This is a genomic window from Oceanospirillum multiglobuliferum, assembly GCF_900167095.1.
Taxonomy (GTDB): Bacteria; Pseudomonadota; Gammaproteobacteria; order Pseudomonadales; family Halomonadaceae; genus Oceanospirillum; species Oceanospirillum multiglobuliferum.
Genome location: NZ_FUXG01000019.1, coordinates 1 through 18431, shown reverse-complemented (window position 1 = coordinate 18431; position 18431 = coordinate 1). Strand labels below are relative to the sequence as shown.

Here is an 18431-nt window from a genome sequence, read left to right as displayed (position 1 = left end):
GATCAAATTGATCTCATTCAGGCATTGTCATGCCAAAGTGTAAATAAGCTGACTGTGTGACAACACGGCCTCTTGGGGTGCGCATAATAAACCCTTGCTGAATGAGATAGGGTTCTAACACATCTTCAATGGTATCGCGCTCTTCACCAATGGCAGCCGATAAGTTATCGACGCCTACAGGGCCGCCAGCAAACTTTTCAATCATCGTCAGCAATAAGCGACGATCCATGTGATCAAAACCATGAGTATCGACATTCAGCATATTCAAGGCTTGATCTGCAATATCGCCCGTGATGATGCCATCACCTTTCACTTGTGCATAATCTCGCACCCGTCTGAGCAAACGATTGGCAATACGGGGGGTCCCTCTTGCTCGACGCGCAATCTCAACCGCCCCATGCGGCTCAATCTCCATCCCCATCAGCTGTGCAGATCGGGTCACAATAAAACTTAAGTCCTCAACATTGTAAAACTCTAAGCGCTGTACAATGCCAAAACGTTCACGCAGGGGAGAGGTGAGCAACCCCGCACGAGTTGTAGCGCCGACTAAAGTAAAAGGCGGAAGGTCAATTTTGATTGAGCGCGCAGCAGGCCCCTCACCGATCATAATGTCCAACTGATAGTCTTCCATCGCTGGATAGAGCACCTCCTCCACCGCAGGGCTCAAACGATGAATCTCATCAATAAAGAGCACATCCCCCTCTTCTAAGTTGGTCAGTAATGCCGCTACATCTCCCGCTTTTTCTAGCACAGGGCCAGAGGTGCTCTTAATGGCAACCCCCATTTCACTGGCAATAATATTGGCCAATGTGGTCTTACCTAAACCCGGTGGGCCAAATACCAAGGTGTGATCTAGCGCATCATTTCGATTCCGTGCGGCTGAGATGAAAATATCCATCTGCTTGCGCACTTCGGGCTGCCCCACATAGTCAGCTAATAGACGCGGACGCATGGCACGATCATGAAATTCGTCACGCTCTTTATGACTGGCAGAAACTAAGCGATCAGGCTCGATCATGGTCTACATCATCCCTTTTAAGGCGCTACGGATTAATTCTTCTGTACTGATGCCATCGTGATAAGCACTGTTAACCGCTTTGCTGGCTTGAGCAGGTTTATAGCCTAGGGCAATCAACGCTTGCTCGGCATCTTCTCGGCCATCAGTAATTGCGGTGATTGGTAAACCTGACTCTGGTGCAGTGAGTGTAAAGGTTTCTGGTAATGTGCCCCAGTCTTTAAGGCGGTCTTTCATCTCAATAACCAGACGCTCAGCCGTTTTCTTACCCACACCGGGTAGTTTTACCAATGCATCGCTGTCACCGTTATGCACATATTGCACAAACTGTGAGGCTTCAATACCCGATAAGATGGTGAGCGCCAGTTTTGGCCCTACTCCATTAACCTTGATTAGATCTCGGAACAAGCGTCGCTCGTTACGATCAATAAAACCATACAGTAACTGAGCATCTTCACGCACAATAAAGTGCGTAAACAGATCAACAGATTGCCCTACCGCAGGAAGATGATAAAAGGTACTCATAGGCGCTTCGACTTCATAGCCAATGCCATTAATATCCACGACAAGCTGCGGCGGAGACTTCTCTAGCAACACCCCACGTAGTCGACCAATCATACTGTTTACCTTTTCCGTTAATATTCAGGGGTTAGTCAATCACTTGCGCTCAGATGGGGTGCTCAGTAAAAATACGGGCAACTGCAAATGCCAATGGATGGCCGCTAGACGTAGGCCAATCACCACAATCATGGTGATGATAGCATTAATCGCCTCCATACCCGACGGCATAAACCACTGTAAATTCACAAAAACAACCGCACCAGCCATTGCTGCGGTTGCATAGATCTCTTTGCGGAAGATCATTGGGATTTCGCCTGTCAGCACATCTCGCACCACGCCGCCAAACACTCCGGTCATAATACCCATCATCACGGCGATGACTGGAGGGTGCCCAAGATTGAGGGCTACTTTGGCACCAATTACGGTAAAGACGCCTAAACCAACCGCGTCAGACACCAATAGTGTGCGTCGAGGAAACGGGTGAAATCGTGCCACCACAAAAGTCACAACGGTCGTGCTTACAATAATCCAGACATACAATGGCTCAACCACCCAAAAAACGGGGGTTCGCCCTAGCACAAGATCTCGAATAGTACCCCCACCAATGGCAGTCACCATACCAATCACGATGATACCAAAAAGATCCAAACGCTTTTCACTAGCGGCTAACACACCCGTAATGGCAAAAACGATGGTGCCAAAAATATCAAGATAATAAATAAAAGGAACATCAAACAGCGTCATTTACGCTTTACTCCGGACGGAACTGTCGCCAACTACTGGCTTTAGTTTTACTTTTAGAACCTGCTTTTGCCACCAATCCCAATGAGGTATTGGCATGACAAATCGCAATGGCTAATGCATCTGCGGCATCGGCTTGAGGTAGTGCAGACAGCTTTAATAATGCGGCAACCATCTGCTGAACTTGTCGCTTATCCGCAGCGCCACTGCCTACAACCGCTTGCTTAACTAAACGAGCCGCATATTCACTCACAGGTAGGCCTTGATTGGCTGCGGCCACAATTGCAACCCCTCTGGCCTGCCCCAACTTCAACGCTGAATCCGCATTTTTCGCCATAAAGACCTGTTCAATGGCAAACTCTGTCGGCTGATACTGAGCAATCACCTCAGATACCCCTGCATAAACTTGCTGTAGCTTATCGGCCAAAGTATCGCCTGTGATGCTGATAAAACCGCTGGCAACATACAGAGTACGGTGCCCCTCTTGTCGAATCACACCATAACCTGTTTTTCGACTGCCGGGGTCAATACCTAAGATAATACTCATGTACGCCCTCTCTCAGCGCTTATACGCAAAATACCCTTGTCAGAAACAAATCAGGCAGAGCTTTTGGCTCTGCCTGATCAGGTCTTGCCGACTGAGCTTAAGCGTCAGCTGCGCCTTCAGCACCTTCTGCTAGACCCTCAGCAGAGATTTTCTGGCGTAAACGAATGTTCAGCTCTTTCAACTGCTCTGGGCTGACTTCACCCGGTGCCGCCGTCATCACACAACCCGCACTTTGCGTTTTAGGGAATGCGATCACTTCACGAATCGATTGGGCACCGGTCATCAGCATCACCAAGCGATCCAGACCAAATGCTAAACCACCGTGTGGTGGCGCACCGAATTTCAGTGCATCTAATAGGAAGCCGAACTTCTCACGCTGTTCTTCTTCACTAATACCCAATACACGGAATACAGCTTGCTGCATTGCCTGATCGTGAATACGGATAGAACCACCACCCAACTCAGTACCGTTCAACACTAAGTCATAAGCCACTGACAGCGCTGCCGCTGGGTTTGCTTCCAACTCTTCAGCTGAACACTTAGGTGAAGTGAACGGATGGTGTAGTGCAGACAGGCTGCCATCATCGTTCTCTTCAAACATTGGGAAGTCGACAACCCACAAAGGCGCCCACTCAGCGGTATACAGATTCAGATCAGCACCCAGCTTGCAACGCAATGCACCTAACGCTTCGTTAACAATCTTCGCTTTATCAGCACCGAAGAAGATGATATCGCCATCTTGTGCGTCAACACGGTCTAGCACTTGATCGATCACAGACTCCATAAACTTCACAATTGGAGACTGTAAGCCTTCTAAACCTGCTTTACGGTCGTTAACCTTGATCCAAGCCAAGCCTTTAGCGCCGTAGATACCTACAAACTTGGTGTAGTCATCAATCTGCTTACGAGATAACTCAGCACCGCCCGGTACACGTAGCGCAGCAACACGGCCCTTAGGATCAGTGGCTGGGCCAGAGAAGACTTTAAAATCAACCTGCGCCATTAAATCGCCCATATCGACGATCTCTAGCGGAATACGCAAGTCTGGCTTGTCGCTACCATAGCGGCTCATCGCTTCAGCGAATGGCATACGTGGTAATGTATCAAACTCAACGTTCAGCACTTCTTTGAACAGTTGTTTGGCCATGCCTTCAGCCAGATTCATAATGTCTTCGTCGCGTACAAAAGACGCTTCGATATCGATCTGAGTGAATTCTGGCTGACGATCTGCACGCAGATCTTCATCACGGAAACATTTCGCGATCTGGTAATAACGGTCCATACCTGCCACCATCAGCAGCTGCTTGAACAGCTGAGGCGACTGTGGCAATGCAAAGAAGCTACCTGCATGAGTGCGGCTAGGCACCAAATAGTCACGCGCACCTTCTGGTGTCGCACGAGTCAGAATTGGGGTTTCAATATCTAGGAAACCTTTTTCTTCTAAATAGTGGCGAATCGAGTGCGTGATACGCGAACGCAGACGCAGCTTTTCCAGCATCTCTGGACGGCGCAGATCAACATAACGATATTTCAGGCGAATATCTTCACCAACCTTAACGTGCTCATCCAGTGGGAATGGCGGCGTTTCAGACGCGTTTAATACCGTTACTTCTTTGCCTAGTACTTCGATCATACCTGTTGGCAGGTTCGCATTAGTTGTGCCTTCTGGGCGCGCGCGTACCAAGCCTTTAATCTGTAGCACATATTCGCTACGGCATTTGTCAGCGGTGGCAAATGCCTCTTGAGTATCAGGGTCAACGACCACTTGAGTTAAACCATCACGGTCACGCAGATCAAGGAAGATCACGCCACCGTGGTCACGACGACGGTGTACCCAGCCGCACAGCGTAACTTCTTGGCCAATATGAGTTTCTTTCAGCTCGCCGCAATAATGGCTGCGCATAGTCTTATCCTGTTTCTAGTGTCTTAATTCGTAAAACCGATATGAAACAATCATATCCCAGTCTATTAATCAGCCTGAGAACGACGTCTCAAACTTGTGCTTGCAACGGTTTAATTACCTGAACCACCGTTGTCTGCAAGATTCTTTTTACTACCAGTTTTAAAGTCAGTTTCATACCAACCACCACCTGCCAAACGAAAACCTGGTGCAGACAACACTTTTCTTAGTTCAGGCTTTGCGCATTTAGGGCAGTCGGTCAAAGGTGCGTCACTCATTTTTTGCAACGCTTCCATCTGATGATCACATGCCTGACACTGATATTCATAAATAGGCATAAGCAGATACCTTTAAAAACTAAATTTCGATTATCAAAAGCGCAGCATTATATACCTGAGATTCGATCAACTCCACCGCAGTGACGCATAAGCACGAATTGCTCACTGATAGCGTTGGCAAATTAACTGCCAAACCTTTTCAACCATTGGCTTTTCAATAGATGCAGCACGATATAAGCAGATTGAAAGCGGCGCAACCCATTGCTCAGTGCCGCAAAGCACAATTTGCCCTGATTCCAGCTCATGCTTAATGGTCAACTCAGGCAACCAAGCCACCCCCTCTCCCGCCAACACCATCTCTTTTAAACCCTGAGCCATTGCGGTTTCATAAACCTTCTTCAAACTCAGGCGACCGACTTGACTACGTAGGCGCTCTCGCACAGCCTGACCTAACATGGCCTCTGCCGTATAAGCCAAATAAGGCACATCTTGATCAACCCCCAGCTGGTAAATTGGCTTACCGTGACGAGTGGCTTTGCAAACAGGCATTAATCTTGTCCAACCCAGTTGACAGCTTGGAAATAGATTAGCATCTAACTTGACCCAAGATTGAGGGTCATGAAATGCCAGAAGAAAATCACATTCACCCTTGCGTAACGCACTCAAGCCTACATCAACATTAGCCGCTTCTGTGCGCGCCATAAAGCCTGGCTCTTGTCGACGAATCCACTGCACCAGTTCAGGCATCAAGGTAAAAGATAACGCATGAGCCGCACAGAAATTAATTCTAGGCAAATAAGCGCCCGCTTGAGATAGCTGTTTAATGCCACCTTGCAGCTGAGAAAGGACTTTTCTTGCCACTGGTAGAAATTGCAATCCTGACTCAGTTAAGCGCACAGGCTGGGCATCACGGTCTACCAACTGCACTCCCACCGCTTGCTCTAGCACTTTTATACGTCGACTAAATGCAGGTTGAGTAACATGACGAAGCTGAGCTGCACGAGAAAAGCTTTGGCTTTGTGCAAGCGCGATAAAGTCTTCAAGCCATTTGGTTTCAATATTGTGCATGCCTGCCTCCATTAAGGGCGTCTATTGGAAGCAGTTTTCAAGTTTTTTTCAACCTTTAGTCTAAGATCTAATATTTTTAACTCAAAAAAACAAAGGCAGGCGCTAGGCCTGCCTTTGTTTTGCACTGAGGATAATACTGAATTAAGCGATACGCTTAGGCAGCACATCACGCAGTTTTTCTGCCATTTTCAGTAGCGTTTCTTTGGTTGTTGCCCAATCGATGCAAGCATCTGTTACCGATACGCCGTATTTCAGCTCAGATTTATCCGCTGTGATATTTTGATTACCCCAGCCAATGTTACTTTCAATCATTAAGCTTACGATTGAGCCGTTGCCTTCTAGAATTTGGTTGGAAACATTCTCCATTACCAAAGGCTGCAGAGCTGGGTCTTTGTTAGAGTTTGCATGGCTACAGTCGATCATAATATTCGGGCTGAGCTTAGCTTTTTCTAGGTCTTTTTCACACAGCGCAACACTAACAGAATCGTAGTTAGGCTTGCCATTACCACCACGCAATACCACGTGGCCATATTGATTGCCTTTAGTACGAATTACCGCCACTTGACCTGCTTGGTTAATACCCAAGAAGCTGTGTGGGTGCGAGGCAGATTTCAGCGCGTTGGTGGCAACTTCTAAACTACCATCGGTGCCGTTCTTAAAGCCGATCGGCATAGATAAACCACTGGTCATCTCACGGTGTGTTTGTGATTCTGTAGTACGCGCACCAATGGCAGACCATGCAATGACATCTTGCAGGTACTGAGGTGAAATAGGGTCTAGAGCTTCTGTTGCCAACGGCAGGCCCATCTCAGCCAAATCAACCAGCAGCTTACGGCCAATGTGTAAGCCTTCTTCTAGCTGGAAGCTATCATCTAGATGAGGGTCGTTGATTAAACCTTTCCAACCCACGGTAGTACGTGGCTTTTCAAAGTAAACGCGCATGACGATATATAGGGTATCGCTTACTTTTTCAGATAAAGCTTTCAGGCGTTGGGCATAATCTTTGGCCGCTTCAACGTCATGAATCGAGCAAGGACCAACCACAACAAACAGGCGGTGGTCTTTGCGATCTAAAATAGCCTTGATGGTTTCACGGCCTTCAACCACTGACTGACGAGCAGTTTCAGTTAAAGGAATCTCTTTTTTGAGTTGTTCAGGCGTAATCAGGATATCTTGTGACACCACATTGATATCGCTCAGACGTGTTTCAGGCATCTGAAAAATCCTATGTTAGCTTTTATGAGTCTGATGCATTAATGCAACTTATCTTGTTATAGGTAGAATATTGTTTTTATTGCAGAAGATACAGAGCTAAAGCTTGATACTTTTGGCCGTTAGCCCTTTGGACGAATGTTTTTAGCTCTGAACCGACCTTCTATTACCGATTAAAACTTAATACTGTTACAAGCAGTTGGTCGGCTTAGGCAACCCTGCAATTTTGCTGGCCATTTTTGCGGGGCTTTCACCAAACAGCTGCATCAAATAGATACTACGAGCTTTTTCGGGGCTTAAATGCTGACTTAAGTATTTCACCAAAGGGCGCATAGCCGGAGAAAGCTCAAAAGTTTGATAAAACTCACGCAGTAGATGAATCACCTCCCAGTGCGCATCAGTCAACCCAAGTTGCTCTGATTGTGCAATTTGCAGGGCAACCGCCTCGCTCCAGTCATCAAGATTCAGCAGATAACCTTCATCATCAGTGGCAACTGTGATCATCACTTAAACTCCTAAAACCAACTACAGATAGAAGCATGCTGCTCGGTTAGCTCAACAAAGCCACTATAATCAACCCATTGAATCTCTGGGTGACAGTGTTCTGCCTGTAAACCTCGGGCTTTGGCATCCTCCATCAGCACATACCAAGTGCACTGAGCCTGCTGATCAGTAAATGTGCGGGCTGTTTTTAGCGCGTTATAAACACCATCTTCGATCAATAAAATAGCGTCATCAGCCTGTACAGTACGCAAACACTCTTCTAATAACTTGCTAGAAAAGCCAGATTTATTAACGGTATGTAGCATCATATTAAAAATTAAAAACTTGTTGATGTTGTTGTAAAAGCTTAGGCATCTCATCTGCATTTAAAACTTGGCAGTTCACCGCTAACTGTTCTAAATCAAGACCACGCTCGACCAGACTATGCCCCTCAACATAAAGGTTGTCGATTTCATACATGGGCAACGCCTGCATCATCGCTTGCGTACCTTTTTGTCCGATTAACTTAGGGTTTTGCTGTTCAAGAAGCTGAAACACACCATCTCCCATAAATAGCAGACTCACCTTTTGCCCAAACGCTGCGCCGACCAAGGCAAGGTCTAAGGCTTCTCTAGCCCAAGCACTACCCGCAGGTGCTTTTCGAAAAATCACAAGAATCTGATTATCTTGTTGAGAGGTTTCAAGATCTGACATGGTTATGGCCCAAAGCTGATTAAACGATCTGACTCTAAACTGGCATCTATCAACTGTCCAAGACCTGAAAGTTGATAGCCCTCAGCCAAGTTAGCTGCGGGCTTTTGGTAGCGACGAGCCTCATTCGCATCCAGTACGCCACGGCGTACAGCAGCAGCAATACAGACCGTCAATTCAAACTGATGAGTGTTTGCCAACTGCTGCCATTGCTGTGGCAAATTAACCTCATCTTGTGGCGGGGAGACTAGCGCCGACGCGTTATAAACACCGTCATGATAAAAAAACACCCGTTGAATGTGATGACCTTTCGCCAGCACAGCTTGGGCAAAGTGATAGGCCGAGTGGCTGGCCTGATGACCATAAGGGCCGCCATAGATCGCAATGCTATAGTTCATTTTTTCTTTTCACAGGTTTCAGTGTCAGACACCGCTCTACTCACAAACAAAAACGCCCTGCATTAACAGGGCGTTTGCAAGGGTATTGAGTATACCCTAATTTACAGCACAGGTTTCAATCAGTCATCACTGCTTAAAAAGCCTGTTAAGTGCAGTAGGCTAGTAAACAGGTTATAGATTGAAACATATAGGCTAACAGTGGCAACGATATAGTTACGCTGACCACCATGCACAATCTGACTGGTTTCAAACAAAATCGCGGCAGACGCGAATAATGCAAAACCTGCTGAAATCATCAACTGTAGGCCTGCAATTTCAGTGAACAAGCTCACCACAACTGCACCCATCAGAATGATAAAGCCAGCGAATAAGAAGCCGCTTAAAAAGCTGAAATCTTTTTTCGAGGTTAGAGCATAACCTGACAGTCCCACAAAAATTAGAGCGGTTGCCGATAATGCGGTCATCACAATCTGACCACCATTAGGCAGTGACAGATAATTAGATACCAACGGGCCTAGTGTTAAGCCCATGAAACCTGTAAAGGCAAATGCAGCGGGTAAACCCCAAATGCTATCTTGTAGTTTGTGCGTTAAAAACAGCAGGCCAAAAGCACCGATCAAGAAGACAAATATATTCATCCGCTCCAGACCCATTGCCACTGCGGCCACTGCGGTTAGCGCACTAAAACCCAGTGTTATGCCTAACAGCATAAAAGTATTGCGAATCACCTTGTTCACTTCAACGCTGTGTGCCGCGCTGCTGTGTAAAGTGTTCACTTTATCGCTATGTTCAAATGCCATTGTGTCCTCCTGAGTAATGCACAATTGCCCGTCATGATCAAAGGCCAAAATAACACGATTTACATGTCGGTTATTTTACTGTCATTAGAGTAACCGAACTGAAATTAGTTCCTAAACAAAAAAATAGATATTTTTATAAAAAACAAGAAACTAAGTATTGACGAATAAATCCCAGCTGCTAGAATGCGCACCAGCTGGAGGGATGGCAGAGCGGTTGAATGCACCGGTCTTGAAAACCGGCAAAGGTTAATAGCCTTTCTAGGGTTCAAATCCCTATCCCTCCGCCATTATTTGAAAGGGCTGCTTAAACAAGCAGCCCTTTTTTTACGCCTGAAGAAACCCTACTGCAAAAAACAAACAGTATCAGGGCAACTCTAGACAACAGGCCACCCCAATACCGCTTTAAGTGGTGCAGCTGTTACTCTGTGGCGACACCATTGATAGTCAAGCGCCCTTGCTTAAGCTCAGCCATCACACTCATTTTGTCCTCTTTTTCTTCGTAAGCACCTGCTCCATATAATTGCATGGCTAACATTTGAAGTGGCATTGTGCTTTGCACAAGGGTTTTATCAACCAATAAATTAGCATTAGCGTCCAGTAGGCGAGTTAACAACATAGGAGCACTCAAGGCTTGTATAAGCTCGTCTTGAGAGGCATCAACTTGCAGCTGCAGGTTACTGTCTAGACTACCCTCTGGAGTGGAAACGTTAAGTGAGTCTATTTGTACGTTAAGCGCCTGTAAGAACTCTATCAGCAACGGTAATATCTGCTGCGCTTGTTCGTTGCTCATTTGCTCAGGATCTATCTGTTGACTGGCCGATATCAATGCCTCTGTATTCGCAACTGTTGGGCCTGAAATTTGATATGCCAGAGAAGCACTGTTAATTTTCAGCGCTGTTTGCCCAAACTGCTCGCCAGTTAACCCCTGTAGTTTTAATTGACTTTGATAGTGAATGCTAGAGGGTGTTTTATCCTCTTGAGCCGTCAATGAAAACTGATCCTGTAGCAGTAACGCCCCCGCCTTTAGCACAAAACCTTGATTACCAAACTCCATGCCTGTTAAGCCTAGCTGGCTCTGATAGCGCCATAAATAATCGGTTGCTTGGCTACCTGTCACTTTAAAACTTGCTGGGCGCAGCTTTAGATAATCACGTCCCGCGATAAGGTCTGCGCCATTCCACACGGTGTTTAACCGATAATGATTTTGTGCAATACCTTCTACCACTTCACCTTGCTGATAAAACAATTGTGCGACAGCAGGCTGAACATAAATAGTCCCCTCTTGTCCTTGAGGCTTAAGGGTAAAACCATCTAAATAGGCATCTAAATTTAAACTGTTATGATCAAACTCACCTTTCAAGCGCAAAGGTGATTGATCATTGAAGTAATCTTTTAAGAACTTGTTACCTTGCTGCTCTGGTGCTAACTCAGATACAAAGCGCACTTTGCCAAAGCCATGCTGTAGCTGATGTTGGATATCTAAAGACAGCAGTGGCCGACCATTTTGCTGAGCATCAATATCCGCCAAAGTGATGCGACTCAGAAAGGTTGTACTGTATGCAAAGCGCTGATAATTAAGCAGCTCGATCTGAAAGCCTGAGTTAACTTTGGCATTTTGTACATTAACCACTTGCTGTAATTGTGCTTCAACTTGATAACCAACCTGCACAGGAATATAAGCTGCGCTCGCAGCACCTATAACAATGGCTCCAGCAAAAATTCCTGTGGTAAGCTTTTGCATTACAATTAAGTCCTTAATAATTAAATAGTTTTTAACGCTGATCACTATAACAAATTGCCCAAATTTATAATTTAAATTTGCCATCCTTGGCATAGCCTTATAGCAAGCCTAAAATCCTGTAAAAACAATATGACGTTTTAATGCCGTGCTTATAAGTGTTCTAAAACTGTCACTTTCTCTTCTCGCCCAAGCATTGCAGCCATTGTGCCCGAAATTTGTATACGGGCATCAGATTTGTACCAATTGTGCCAAGCACTCTGGTCTCGCCACAGTGTAAAAATGAAACGGTGATTAGGGTGCTCAGCATCTTTTAATGATTCACCTGAAATATAGCCACCCGCATGCATCGCCTGTTGTAGAATGCGTCGAGAGAACTCTTCATATTCAGGTTCTAAGCCAGGAATGATGACACGTTCGATCATTACTTTAATCATGATAAATCCCTCTTTTACTGATTTATATTTTTATACTGAGAAAGCGCTGCGAATTCTGCAAGTTAAATGTGGAAATTTCTTGTGGCGAAAGGCTCTGTTAAACTGCCCAAAATTTTGTTGCTTAGGAATAAGATGCTATGCCAGAGATTCAGTTTACTCACGAACTAGACACTTCAGGCCTGCTGTGCCCAGAGCCTGTAATGATGTTACATGGCAAGGTCAAAGAGTTAACCACTGGTGACATTTTAAGAGTAGTCGCAACAGATCCTTCAACCACGCGAGACATCCCAAAGTTTTGCCAGTTTCTAAGCTTTCCATTGCTGGCACAAGAGCAGCAAGATGACATCTTCATCTATTATATTGAGAAAAAATAGACCGTACTATGACATCAAACACCACCCACAGAATTTCTCCTGCGGGTGGCTTTGTGCTAATCAAACAGAAGCTGCATGCCGTTTCGCGTACATCATGCGTATCAATGCTTGCATCGCTTCAGGCTCTTGCCGTTTGATTTGATTGGCAATTTGGTATTGAAAGTAAAAATTAGTGCCCTCTACTTCACTGGCAGGAAATAAACAGTCATCTCCAAGTAACACGGGGGTATTCACAACTTGCGTTTCATCTATCAGCATCGCTTCAATACGGCCATCGCCGAATAGTCGCCAACTGAAAATCTCCATCACTTGAAACCGGTCTGACTCATTCAACAGAGAAACAATATGAGTACCTGTCGAATCAGGCATTTCCTGCAATATAAAGGATTCTGGATTAAGGTCACTACTATACTCGTAAGCCTCATAAGCACTACGTAGCTCAAGCACTTTATGCTCAGGAGGCTCAGTAAACACCGTATCTGATTCTAGATCATAATAGCCCTGCCACCGCCCGCCCCTAGGGTCTTCAGCATCTGTTGCAGGGATAATATTCTCCAGCCAAGGCACAATGCCGACAACCTTGCCGTTGCGTTGCAATCCCCAGCCAATTAACCGAAGCGCAAACAAAGCATGAGGATCACTAGGGTGGCTGTACACCATTGCTAAACCATCAAGCTCTGGCGCTATACGTACAAAAGCTTTCTGTTTTGGATCATGAACAGGACTGCGACTGAACAGGTCAATCACGTTATTTTTATTACCATGATGTAGGGGGGCGGTATTCATAACTGATCCTCCTTTTCACAGAAGTAAGCATCCGCTTACCCTGCGTTCAGGCTTTTAGCTGTTTTAAAAGCATTTTAAAAACAGCTGTTTCTGGCTCAATAAATCTATTCCCTATCGTTTAAAGATAATGCAAGAATCGTGATTTGAAAATGAAAGACAAGTATTTCTTACTATTTTACTCAGATTTAACCGTACGAGCTGGAACCAACGGCTCCGATTCACTTGTTTTATACAAACGCCAACACAACAGCAGCGCCGCGCAACTTAAGCCAGCTATTAGCCCTATCCAAAAGCCCTTTACACCAACTGGTGCTATCAACCAGTCAGTTAATGCCAGCACATAACCTAGCCCCATTCCAACGCCCCAGTAAGAGAACAAGGTAATCGGCATTATGATTTTAGTATCTTTGTAACCTCTTAATGCACCGCTAGCACTTACTTGAAGCGCATCTGAAAGTTGAAAGATTGCTGCGAAGTACAACAGCGCAACCGCAAGCTCAACCACCCCTTGATCAGGCGTATATAAGCCTGCAATTGAAGACGCCAATAACCATATCATCGCAGAGATAACGAATGACGCTCCTACCGTGCAGAGCACGCCAACTTTCGCAGCCATTTTAGCCTGCAAATAACCTGACTCACCTAGACCATGCCCAACACGTACGGTTAGCGCCATTGCCAAGCTTAAGGGCACCATAAAAGTGACAGAGGTAACATTCAACGCAATTTGGTGTGCCGCAACTTCTGTTGAGCCTAAGCGCGCAATAAAAAGCGCAATGGTTGTGAACAAGCCGACTTCAAAAAAAATCGCAATACCGATGGGCGTACCTACTTTTGCAATTTCAGATATTGACTGCCAGTCTGGACGTGCAAAATGATCAAGCGGTGAGCTGTCCTTATAACGACGGCGATAACGAATATTCAGCCACATCAACCCTACCGATGACCACATCGCAATTGCAGTACCTAAACCGCAACCTAACACCCCAAGCGCAGGAATAGGGCCAAAACCATAAATTAAAATTGCATTTGCAATTACATCTATGACCAAACAAATCAGGCTGATCACCAAGACAGGCTGAGTAAAGCCTAAGCCCTCGGTATAACTGCGTAAGGTTTGATAAACGGCCAACGCAGGAAAGCCCAACATAATACCAATGAGGTAATCAGCAATCATAGGATGCAAATGCTCTGGCACCTCAAGCCAAAATAACAACCATTGGCTGTGGTACATCAGCAATATGCTAACCAGTGCGATAATGCTGCCAAACCAAATACCTTGGAAGGTGAAAGCGCCAATCTTTGCGCTCTCTTTTGCCCCTGTCCATTGCGCGACAAACGGTGTGATACCGAGTAAACAACCCGCTAGAAACAGATATAAAGGCATCCAAATGCTCGTACCTAATGCAATCGCAGCAAGAGGATCAGCACCTAGACGCCCCACCATTAAGGTATCAGCCACACTCATGCTCGACTGCGCAATTTGGGCACCCATAATAGGCAAGGCAATTGCCAACAGCTTTTTAACCTCAACAACTGAACTTGATGAGTGATGCATAATATTTAATGGCCTGAAGCAGAAGAAATGAGAAATCCAATACGCTTAAAACACGCAAATAGCACGATTTTCCCTTTGCCATTTCAGCACTAAGAAAAAACAGGCGCGGATTGTAGCGTTTTTTTAACAGCGTAATAAGCCTATGACTTCGAATAAAAAACGCACACAGTGTAAAGAAATTGACTCAGATCATTAAATGAAAATGATTCTCAACAGATATTGCATTTGAGGTTTTTTTGCTGTTAAATACAATTATTCTCATTTTGATTAAGCGCATAACTGCGTAATTTTCTTAATATCTATGTGGTGCTGGAGTTAAAAATGTCACAAGCTCATGCTCTAAAAAAAGCAATTGCAGGTTTAGTATTAGTTGCAGGCTCTACCGTTGCAGTCAGTGTGCAAGCTGCAAATGAAATTAACATTTACTCCGATCGCCAAGCATTTTTAATGCAGCCTATTTTAGATGCATTCACCAAAGAAACCGGCATTAAAGTTAATGTAGTTTTTGCCAAAAAAGGCATCATTGAGCGCTTAAAAAATGAAGGTGCGAACAGCCCAGCAGACCTACTGTTAACCTCTAACGTAAGCAACCTGAGCAGAGCTGTTGACGCAGGTGTTACACAGTCTGTTAACGACAAAACCATCAACAGCAATGTACCAGCTCAGTACCGCGATCCTAATGGTCAATGGTTTGGCCTAACGACCCGTGCGCGTGTTATTTACGCCTCTAAAACTCGAGTTAAAGAGGGTGAGTTCCAGCGTTATGAAGATCTAGCTGATCCAAAATTCAAAGGCCGTATCTGCACCCGTAAAGGTGGCGATACTTACAACATCGCGTTAATCGCATCTATGATTGCCGCCCACGGTGAAGCAGGTGCAAAATCTTGGCTAGAAGGCGTTAAAGCCAACCTAGCACAAAAACCACAAGGCAATGACCGTGCACAAGTGAAAGCTGTAAAAGAAGGCGTTTGTGACATCGCCATTGGCAACACTTATTACTACGGCCATATGCTAGCCAATGAAGAGCAACGTGCATGGGCAGAGTCTGTTAACATTGTCTATCCAAACCAAGCTGATCGTGGCGCGCACGTTAATATCAGTGGTATGGCGCTGACTAAAGCTGCTCCACACCGTGCAGAAGCGTTACAATTGATGCGTTTCCTAACCGAAAACAAAGCACAAAAGATATACGCTGAAGAAAACTACGAGTTCCCAATCAAAGCAGGCGTTAGCGCAAGTAAGCTAGTCGCACATTGGGGTGACTTCAAAGCAGACAAAGTGTCACTAGCTGAAGTTGATAAATATCGTAAGCAAGCTGCCAAACTGGTCAATGAAGTAGGCTTTGACAATTAATATAATGCGACCTTAATCATTGATAAAACTAGGGTAGCCATGTGCTACCCTTTGGCGTTCTAGCTAGGTCGAATATAAAGGTGTTCTGAAAAACAATGACTGTGAATAGCCTGCAAAAAAGCAAAGCACCCCGTTGGTTTGAACGCGTTTTCACACCAAGTCACAACATCCAAACTGTACCTGCGCAATGGCAGTGGAGTGTTTGGTTGATTGCAGCCATTGTGCTTCTGCCTATTATTGCGGTGTTATGGCTGACTTTTTTTCCAGAAGAAAACATCTGGCCACATTTACTCGATACTGTATTGCCCAATTACCTATCTAGCACCTTGTTGCTCATGTTAGGCGTTGGCCTACTCTCCTCATGGATCGGCATTTCAACGGCATGGGTGAGCACCATGTATGATTTCCCAGGACGACGAATATTTGAATGGGCGCTGCTGCTGCCCTTTGCTGTACCCGCCTATGTAATTGCCTATGTTTATACCGATATGCTGGAGTACTCCGGTTGGGTACAAACAGGTTTGCGCGGCCTGTTTGGCTGGGAGTCGGCAAGAGACTATTGGTTTCCGCATATTCGCAGCTTAGGGGGCGCGATTTTAATGCTCTCTTTGGTGCTCTATCCTTATATTTTTATGATGGTGCGCGCGACTTTTATCGAACAATCTGCATCATTAAGAGATGCAGCCAGAACCTTAGGCTGCAACCGAAGAGAAGTCTTTTGGCGCGTATCCCTACCAACCGCACGACCTGCTTTAGCTGTAGGTTTAGCATTGGTATTGATGGAAACATTGAATGATTTTGGCACCGTTGACTACTTTGCCGTGCGCACCCTAACAGCGGGTATCTACGATGTTTGGATGAATATGGGCAACATTGGCGGAGCTGCACAAATTGCCAGCGTGATGATGATTTTTATTTTGGTATTAATCGGCTTTGAGCGCTATTCCCGTCGTCGCCAAAAGCAGTTTTCCCGTGGCGACAGCTTTAAAACCTTCCAGAGAGTGAGATTAAAAGGCCGCAAAGCATTGGCCTGCTGGCTAATCTGCGCGCTACCTTTGCTACTAGGCTTTATTGTGCCTGTTGCAGCTTTATTCCGTCACGCTGTAGTGTATTTTGAGGATTCTTGGACCACTGACTTTTTCCACATGAGCTGGAACAGCTTCATGCTGTCATCCATTGCCGCAATTTGTACAATTATACTCGGCCTGATTTTGGCTTACGGTAATCGCTTGGTAAAACGTGGCAGCGTGCAAAAAGCCGTGCGTTTAGCGGGTTTAGGCTATGCCATGCCGGGCGCCGTATTGGCGGTGGGTGTGATCATGCCATTGGCAGCCTTCGACAATGCGGTTGATCATTTAGCCCGAGAATGGCTTGGTGTTTCTACGGGCTTATTACTCAGTGGCACTTTATTTGCCATTATTTTTGCCTATATCGTGCGCTTCTTGGCCGTTGCGTCTGGCTCTATAGAATCAAGCTTAGAGAAAGTCACCCCTAGTATGGACATGGCTGCACGGTCTCTGGGCTATTCAACTGCGGAGATCTTACGAAAAGTCCATCTACCCATGATCAAACCGGGGGTACTCACCGCGGCATTGGTCGTGTTCGTTGATTGCATGAAAGAGCTACCCGCCACATTGGTTTTACGCCCGTTCAACTTCGATACACTGGCAACCCACGTTTATCAGTATGCGTCTGACGAAATGCTAGAAGCCTCAGCTTTAGCAGCCTTAGTCATTGTATTGGTGGGCATTGTGCCTGTAATTTTATTGAGCCGATCTATCATCGCCTCTCGTAATGAGATGGTATCAGTAAAGCCTGACTCGGATTAGGCGAATGGGTGATTATTGCCAGCACATCAGAAAACAGGTACAAGAGAGCCTTATTAGAAACAAATAGTGAACCAAGCGAGCGATTTAGGCGCGGAATAGCCCAGAAAATAGCTCGCAGATAAGCCACAGGTTGACAGGGAAAACATCATATTAAAAAGCAAATCCCCTAGCATCCTGCGGCTGTTCAACAAAGGGTTATCGCCATGGCGTCGCCATTTGTATGGCGGCTTAATAGTTATAAGACTTTTATAGCATAGCAATATGAACAAAGCACATTTAGCACAATTAAACTTAAAATTTATTGAAAAGTCAGCGTGGATTGTAACAGTAAGTTTCTTTGCATTAGTTACTATAGTTTTTGCTTTTAAATTATCTACAACTGCAATATTTTTAGGTGCTGCAGCAGGTTTTATTTTAGGTATTATTTCTCCATTTTTTTGGTATAAAAACTATCAAATTTTAAATACGCTAGCGCCTAGTTTTTTGCTAATAATTCCGGGAGGCTCGCTTGCAAACTCAAGTGATACTATTAATGTATCTTTCCAGTGGCGGTTGCAGACGCTGAGTGCAACACGCTACTGAACTAATGTGGTGGTATTATATTCTTTCGCCATCACTTCACTAATTACTTCAATGGGGCAT

Annotated in this window: 21 protein-coding genes and 1 tRNA gene; 5 read left to right on the top strand and 17 right to left on the bottom strand. The window is 45.4% G+C overall.

Features of this window, described 5'->3' with window-relative positions; all coding sequences use genetic code 11:
- Nucleotides 1-13 precede the first annotated feature (13 nt).
- The 13 genes from ruvB to B5D26_RS12400 all read right to left on the bottom strand — a co-directional run bounded on the left by ruvB (nucleotide 14) and on the right by B5D26_RS12400 (nucleotide 9714).
- Nucleotides 14-1018, bottom strand: coding sequence for a Holliday junction branch migration DNA helicase RuvB (ruvB, locus tag B5D26_RS12460; protein WP_078746055.1), 1005 nt, complete (start codon nucleotides 1016-1018; stop codon nucleotides 14-16).
- 3 nt (nucleotides 1019-1021) lie between these two features.
- A complete protein-coding gene (ruvA, locus tag B5D26_RS12455) occupies nucleotides 1022-1633 on the bottom strand; it encodes a Holliday junction branch migration protein RuvA (RefSeq protein ID WP_078746054.1) in 612 nt (203 codons plus the stop codon).
- 39 nt (nucleotides 1634-1672) lie between these two features.
- Nucleotides 1673-2320, bottom strand: a complete 648-nt coding sequence (locus B5D26_RS12450; RefSeq protein WP_078746053.1) for a trimeric intracellular cation channel family protein — start codon at nucleotides 2318-2320, stop codon at nucleotides 1673-1675.
- A 7-nt stretch (nucleotides 2321-2327) separates the two neighbouring features.
- Nucleotides 2328-2864, bottom strand: a complete 537-nt coding sequence (gene ruvC / locus B5D26_RS12445; RefSeq protein ID WP_078746052.1) for a crossover junction endodeoxyribonuclease RuvC — start codon at nucleotides 2862-2864, stop codon at nucleotides 2328-2330.
- 97 nt (nucleotides 2865-2961) lie between these two features.
- Nucleotides 2962-4767: an aspartate--tRNA ligase gene (gene aspS, locus B5D26_RS12440; protein ID WP_078746051.1), complete on the bottom strand. Its 1806-nt coding sequence runs from the start codon at nucleotides 4765-4767 to the stop codon at nucleotides 2962-2964.
- Nucleotides 4768-4877: 110 nt separating this feature from the next.
- Complete coding sequence (locus B5D26_RS12435; RefSeq protein WP_078746050.1) at nucleotides 4878-5102, bottom strand: FmdB family zinc ribbon protein; 225 nt, start codon at nucleotides 5100-5102, stop codon at nucleotides 4878-4880.
- 102 nt (nucleotides 5103-5204) lie between these two features.
- Complete coding sequence (locus tag B5D26_RS12430; RefSeq protein ID WP_159445660.1) at nucleotides 5205-6110, bottom strand: LysR family transcriptional regulator; 906 nt, start codon at nucleotides 6108-6110, stop codon at nucleotides 5205-5207.
- Nucleotides 6111-6251: 141 nt separating this feature from the next.
- The gene (locus tag B5D26_RS12425) at nucleotides 6252-7325 is read right to left on the bottom strand and encodes a 3-deoxy-7-phosphoheptulonate synthase (protein WP_078746048.1); all 1074 of its coding nucleotides are present in this window, start codon (nucleotides 7323-7325) and stop codon (nucleotides 6252-6254) included.
- Nucleotides 7326-7511: 186 nt separating this feature from the next.
- Nucleotides 7512-7826, bottom strand: coding sequence for a TusE/DsrC/DsvC family sulfur relay protein (locus B5D26_RS12420; protein WP_078746047.1), 315 nt, complete (start codon nucleotides 7824-7826; stop codon nucleotides 7512-7514).
- Nucleotides 7827-7837: 11 nt separating this feature from the next.
- Nucleotides 7838-8134, bottom strand: a complete 297-nt coding sequence (gene tusB / locus B5D26_RS12415; protein ID WP_159445659.1) for a sulfurtransferase complex subunit TusB — start codon at nucleotides 8132-8134, stop codon at nucleotides 7838-7840.
- Between the two features lies 1 nt (nucleotide 8135).
- Entirely contained in the window at nucleotides 8136-8519 is a 384-nt protein-coding gene (gene tusC, locus B5D26_RS12410) for a sulfurtransferase complex subunit TusC (RefSeq protein WP_078746045.1), read from the bottom strand.
- Between the two features lie 2 nt (nucleotides 8520-8521).
- Nucleotides 8522-8914, bottom strand: coding sequence for a sulfurtransferase complex subunit TusD (gene tusD / locus B5D26_RS12405; RefSeq protein ID WP_078746044.1), 393 nt, complete (start codon nucleotides 8912-8914; stop codon nucleotides 8522-8524).
- Between the two features lie 119 nt (nucleotides 8915-9033).
- Complete coding sequence (locus B5D26_RS12400) at nucleotides 9034-9714, bottom strand: Bax inhibitor-1/YccA family protein (RefSeq protein WP_078746043.1); 681 nt, start codon at nucleotides 9712-9714, stop codon at nucleotides 9034-9036.
- A gap of 196 nt (nucleotides 9715-9910) precedes the next feature.
- Between B5D26_RS12400 and B5D26_RS12395 the strand changes: the two genes are divergently transcribed.
- Nucleotides 9911-10001, top strand: a tRNA-Ser gene (locus B5D26_RS12395).
- A 131-nt stretch (nucleotides 10002-10132) separates the two neighbouring features.
- Here B5D26_RS12395 and B5D26_RS12390 read toward each other — a convergent pair.
- Together B5D26_RS12390 and B5D26_RS12385 are read right to left on the bottom strand one after the other, a co-directional pair.
- On the bottom strand, nucleotides 10133-11455 hold the full coding sequence (locus B5D26_RS12390) for a DUF945 family protein (protein WP_159445658.1): 1323 nt from the start codon (nucleotides 11453-11455) through the stop codon (nucleotides 10133-10135).
- Nucleotides 11456-11604: 149 nt separating this feature from the next.
- Nucleotides 11605-11889 (bottom strand): antibiotic biosynthesis monooxygenase family protein, encoded by a 285-nt coding sequence (locus B5D26_RS12385; RefSeq protein ID WP_078746041.1) that lies wholly within the window; start codon nucleotides 11887-11889, stop codon nucleotides 11605-11607.
- 137 nt (nucleotides 11890-12026) lie between these two features.
- Here B5D26_RS12385 and tusA point away from each other — a divergent pair, with 137 nt between their 5' ends.
- Complete coding sequence (tusA, locus tag B5D26_RS12380) at nucleotides 12027-12263, top strand: sulfurtransferase TusA (RefSeq protein ID WP_078746040.1); 237 nt, start codon at nucleotides 12027-12029, stop codon at nucleotides 12261-12263.
- A 60-nt stretch (nucleotides 12264-12323) separates the two neighbouring features.
- On the opposite strand, the gene B5D26_RS12375 is transcribed toward tusA, so the two are convergent.
- Complete coding sequence (locus B5D26_RS12375) at nucleotides 12324-13049, bottom strand: hypothetical protein (RefSeq protein ID WP_078746039.1); 726 nt, start codon at nucleotides 13047-13049, stop codon at nucleotides 12324-12326.
- Nucleotides 13050-13224: 175 nt separating this feature from the next.
- The gene (locus tag B5D26_RS12370; RefSeq protein ID WP_078746038.1) at nucleotides 13225-14607 is read right to left on the bottom strand and encodes an MATE family efflux transporter; all 1383 of its coding nucleotides are present in this window, start codon (nucleotides 14605-14607) and stop codon (nucleotides 13225-13227) included.
- 321 nt (nucleotides 14608-14928) lie between these two features.
- Between B5D26_RS12370 and B5D26_RS12365 the strand changes: the two genes are divergently transcribed.
- The 3 genes from B5D26_RS12365 to B5D26_RS12355 all read left to right on the top strand — a co-directional run bounded on the left by B5D26_RS12365 (nucleotide 14929) and on the right by B5D26_RS12355 (nucleotide 18371).
- Nucleotides 14929-15960, top strand: a complete 1032-nt coding sequence (locus B5D26_RS12365) for a Fe(3+) ABC transporter substrate-binding protein (RefSeq protein WP_078746037.1) — start codon at nucleotides 14929-14931, stop codon at nucleotides 15958-15960.
- 95 nt (nucleotides 15961-16055) lie between these two features.
- Entirely contained in the window at nucleotides 16056-17789 is a 1734-nt protein-coding gene (locus tag B5D26_RS12360; protein ID WP_078746036.1) for an ABC transporter permease, read from the top strand.
- Between the two features lie 261 nt (nucleotides 17790-18050).
- The gene (locus B5D26_RS12355; RefSeq protein WP_078746035.1) at nucleotides 18051-18371 is read left to right on the top strand and encodes a hypothetical protein; all 321 of its coding nucleotides are present in this window, start codon (nucleotides 18051-18053) and stop codon (nucleotides 18369-18371) included.
- Nucleotides 18372-18431 lie beyond the last annotated feature (60 nt).